General features: G+C 65.0%; 3 protein-coding genes. All 3 read left to right on the top strand.

Annotated features, from left to right (window positions below):
- A partial coding sequence (gene tnpB / locus K4G67_RS09280; RefSeq protein ID WP_338026415.1) for an IS66 family insertion sequence element accessory protein TnpB occupies positions 1 to 285 on the top strand: 285 nt, incomplete at its 5' end.
- A 73-nt stretch (positions 286 to 358) separates the two neighbouring features.
- The gene (gene tnpC, locus K4G67_RS09275; protein ID WP_008604015.1) at positions 359 to 2,008 is read left to right on the top strand and encodes an IS66 family transposase; all 1,650 of its coding nucleotides are present in this window, start codon (positions 359 to 361) and stop codon (positions 2,006 to 2,008) included.
- Positions 2,005 to 2,634 carry a plasmid pRiA4b ORF-3 family protein gene (locus K4G67_RS09270; protein ID WP_239806102.1) on the top strand — a complete coding sequence of 210 codons (630 nt, stop codon included), beginning with the start codon at positions 2,005 to 2,007 and terminating at the stop codon, positions 2,632 to 2,634. The genes tnpC and K4G67_RS09270 overlap by 4 nt, the downstream gene beginning before the upstream one ends.
- Positions 2,635 to 2,675: the final 41 nt, after the last annotated feature.

Genomic DNA, 2,675 nt, shown 5'->3' with positions numbered 1-2,675 from the left:
GGCATGCAGGGGCTGGCCTTGCAGGTGCAACAGGGCCTGAAGCGCGATCCGCATGGCGGCGACCTGTTCGTGTTCCGCGGGCGGACGGGATCGCTGGTCAAGATCATCTGGCACGACGGCATCGGCATGTCGCTCTATGCCAAACGGCTCGAGAAGGGGCGCTTCGTCTGGCCCTCGGCTCGGGAAGGCATGGTCTCGCTGACCAATGCGCAATTGTCCTGCCTGCTGGAGGGGATCGACTGGCGTAATCCCCAGTATTCGTGGCGTCCGCAGAGCGCCGGATAGGTGCGGCATTTTCTTCGTTGGCTAGCGCATTTTTGGCTTTGACCGGAGGCCGATCTGTGATTCCATGCCCCTCATGGACAAGGCCGTATCGCCCCTTCCGGACGACGTCGAAGCGCTCAAGGCGCTACTGGCCGCCGCGGTCTTGCGCGCCGATGATGCCGAGGCCCGCCTTGCCAAGGCCAAGGCCCGCGAGAGTGCGATCGAGGCGCTGATCGCCCACCTCAAACTGCAGATCGCCAGGCTGCGCCGCGAGCAATATGGCGCCAGCGCCGAACGCAGCCGCCATCTGCTCGATCAGCTGGAATTGCAGCTTGAAGATCTCGAGGCCGATGCCTGCGAGAATGATTGCGCTGCCGAAGCCGCTGCGGCGAAGACGAGCGAGGTCGCCGCCTTCGACCGCAAGCGCCCGAGCCGCAAGCCGTTCCCCGAACATCTGCCGCGCGAACGCGTCGTCATCCCCGCGCCCTGTTTGTGCCCGTCCTGCGGCGGCGCGCGCCTGTCGAAGCTGGGAGAGGATATCACCGAGACGCTGGAAGTGATCCCGCGCCAGTGGAAGGTGATCCAGACGGTGCGCGAGAAGTTCTCCTGCCGGGACTGCGAGATGATTATGCAGCCCCCGGCGCCGTTCCATGTCGTGCCACGCGGATGGGCGGGCCCCAGCTTTCTCGCCATGCTCTTGTTCGAGAAGTACGGCCAGCACCAGCCCCTCAACCGGCAGGCCGAGCGCTTTGCCCGCGAAGGCGTTGCGCTCAGCACCTCGACATTGGCCGACCAGGTCGGTGCCGCCGCCTTCGCACTCATGCCGCTCTACCGGCGGATCGAGACCCATGTGCTGGATGCAACCCGGATCCACGGCGACGATACCACCGTGCCGGTCATGGCGAAGGGCAAGACCGATACGGCGCGCCTGTGGGTCTATGTGCGCGATGACCGACCCTTCGCCGGCTGCGATCCGCCAGCGGCCCTGTTCCACTATTCGCGCGACCGGCGCGGCGAGCATCCTCGGGCGCATCTGGCGTCCTGGGCAGGGATTCTGCAGGCCGATGCCTATGGCGGCTACAACGAGCTTTACGCGCCCGGTCGTCAGCCAGCACCCGTGATCGAGGCGGGCTGCTTCGCGCATGCACGCCGCAAATTCTTCGAGCTGGCCGATGTCGAGGGAGCCGCGCGCAGGAGAAGCCGCGGCGAGCACACCGGCATGATCTACCCGATTGCGCTGGAGGCCGTGCAGCGCCTCGATGCCCTGTTCGAGATCGAGCGCGGCATCAATGGCAAGACGGCAGCCGAGCGCGTTGCACTCCGGCAGGAACGCAGCGCGCCGCTGATGGCGGATTTGCACGCCTGGCTCACCGCGCAGCTCGCGAAGCTGTCGCGCAGCCATGATCTGGCGAAGGCGATAGGCTACATGCTCCGGCGCTGGGATGCCTTCACCCGCTTCCTCGATGATGGCCGGATCTGCATCACCAACAATGCCGCCGAGCGGGCACTGCGCTGTGTACCGCTGGGCCGCAAGGCATGGCTGTTCTGCGGTTCGGATCGCGGCGGCCAGCGCGCGGCTGTGCTCTACACGCTGATCCAGACGGCCCGGCTTAACGACGTGGATCCGCAGGCGTGGCTGGCCGATGTCCTCGCGCGCATCGCCGGACATCCCGCGCACCGGATCGATGAACTGCTGCCCTGGAACTGGCGTGCGAACGCAGGAGTGCTATCGCAGGCGGCATGACCGCTCGATCCATGCAGAGGCCCACGGCCATCGACAGCTTCACGCAAATCGCAACGCTGCGCATCGACCTCAAGGACAGCGATCCGCCGATCTGGCGGCAGGTCGAAGTGCCGACCTCGATCACCCTCAAGGTCCTGCATGACATCGTCCAGGCCGCGATGGGCTGGTTCGACTATCATCTCTGGGAGATGGTGATCGACGGCCAGGCATACGGCATCCCGATGGATGACGGCTGGGGCACTCCGCTGCCCAAAAATGCCTCGAGGGTTCGTCTGCGTGATATCCTGGCCCCGGGCACCATCAGGATCGCCTATTCCTACGACTTTGGTGACAATTGGCAGCACACGCTGACCCTGAGTGATGTTCGCCAAGGCGACCCGGCCATAGCCTACCCGCGCTTCATCGCCGGCGAGCGTAATTGCCCGCCCGAAGATTGCGGAGGGATTAGCGGCTTCTACGAAATGCTCGATGCGAGGTCCGATCCCGCGCACGAGGAACATGCTGACATCTGCCGCTGGCTCGAAGACTACGACCCAGAGGAACTGGATATCTTCCCCATCCAGGTCGCGCTCGGCCGTATCGCCGCCAAACGCAACGCCGCCGCAAAGCGCATCATCACAAAATAGGGCGTGTAGCTATCGCGCCGCGGTCCTCACCGGATGGATAC

The sequence above is a fragment of the Croceicoccus hydrothermalis genome, from assembly GCF_022378335.1.
In the GTDB taxonomy this organism is placed as follows: Bacteria; Pseudomonadota; Alphaproteobacteria; order Sphingomonadales; family Sphingomonadaceae; genus Croceicoccus; species Croceicoccus hydrothermalis.
Note: the sequence above shows the minus strand (reverse complement) of the source record. Positions and strands in the feature narration are given on the sequence as shown.

Bases quoted from the DNA above. Each gene is read 5' to 3' on its own strand.
- tnpC (WP_008604015.1), top strand. From the start codon at position 359: ATGGACAAGGCCGTATCGCCCCTTCCGGACGACGTCGAAGCGCTCAAG.
- K4G67_RS09270 (WP_239806102.1), top strand. From the start codon at position 2,005: ATGACCGCTCGATCCATGCAGAGGCCCACGGCCATCGACAGCTTCACG.